The 1,102-nt window shown below is 71.1% G+C and carries 1 protein-coding gene and 1 pseudogene; one reads left to right on the top strand and one right to left on the bottom strand.

Annotation, left to right across the window (positions count from 1 at the left end; translation table 11 throughout):
* Positions 1–42: 42 nt before the first annotated feature.
* Positions 43–741, bottom strand: coding sequence for an HAD family hydrolase (locus AC1D15_RS33640; protein WP_477829476.1), 699 nt, complete (start codon positions 739–741; stop codon positions 43–45).
* A gap of 110 nt (positions 742–851) precedes the next feature.
* Here AC1D15_RS33640 and AC1D15_RS33635 point away from each other — a divergent pair.
* A pseudogene (locus tag AC1D15_RS33635) lies at positions 852–1,102 on the top strand (GAF domain-containing protein); the annotation flags it as partial.

Below are 1,102 nucleotides of genomic sequence, written 5' to 3'. Positions count from 1 at the left end.
CGCCAGCGGCCCGGCAAAGCCGGTTCCGCGGTGTTCGCTGGGTCAACACCCCAACATCTCTGCCAGTTCGATCAGTGTGGCGGCCTGCCCGCAGCCAGCCGGCAACGCCCCTGCCGCATGCCCGGGCCGATGCAACCACACGGCCTGAAGCCCGGCATCGCGTGCGCCGTGCACGTCGAGCAGCAGATCGTCGCCGACATGCAGCACCTGCGCCGGCGCCACGCCCAGGCGCTCGCAGGCCAGGTGGAAGATCCGCGCATCGGGCTTGCCGATGCCGAGCTTCTGCGAGCTCAGGCTGCCCTGGAAATGCTGCGCCACGCCGACCGTCGCCAGGTCGGCATTGCCGTTGGTCACAGCGAACAGCGGGAAACGCGCCGCCAGCCGCGCGAGGCCCGGCAATGCGTCGTCGAAGAATTCCACCCGCTGGCGCGCCGCGAAGAACACGTCGAACGCCGGGCCGGCCAGCTGCGGGTCGTGGCCCGTCATCGCCAGCGCGCGGGCGATGCTCTCGCGGCGGATGGAACTCAGGTCGTGCTTCCAGTGCGGGTGCTCGGCCTCCACCGCGTTGCGCAGCGCACGCAACGCCGGCGGATCGAAACGCTGCGCCGTGGCCGGCGCGTGTTCATGCAGCCAGCCATGCAGCTGGTGCTCGGCCCGCTCGATCGCCGGCCAGACCGGCCACAGCGTGTCGTCGAGATCCAGCGTCAAGGCAAGCGGCGGACTGTCAGGGAAAGCAGGCATGGCAGCTGTGGAATCCAGCGCGGCAAGAGGGTGCCGGGCCGGCGGATTGTCCGCTACAGTCGCTTGGCCTCGGAGCAGAAGACRCCGATGAATCACGCCTTCCGCGCTTCATGACCCCGGCCCCCCTGCCCGCCGACGAGCCCGAGCGCCTGCGCGTGCTGCGCGAGCTCCGGGTGCTCGACACCAGCGTCGACCCGGCGTTCCTCGCGCTGGCGCGCCAGGTCGCCGCCCGCACCGGCTGGCCGATCTCGGCCATCAGCCTGGTCGATGCCGACCGCCAATGGTTCCCGGCCGCCGTCGGCCTCGGCGTGTGCCAGACACCGCGCGATCAATCGTTCTGCGGCCACGCGATCCTGCAGCC

Source organism: Rhizobacter sp. P2_H2 (genome assembly GCF_056403375.1).
This window is presented reverse-complemented; position numbering and strand designations above follow the sequence as displayed.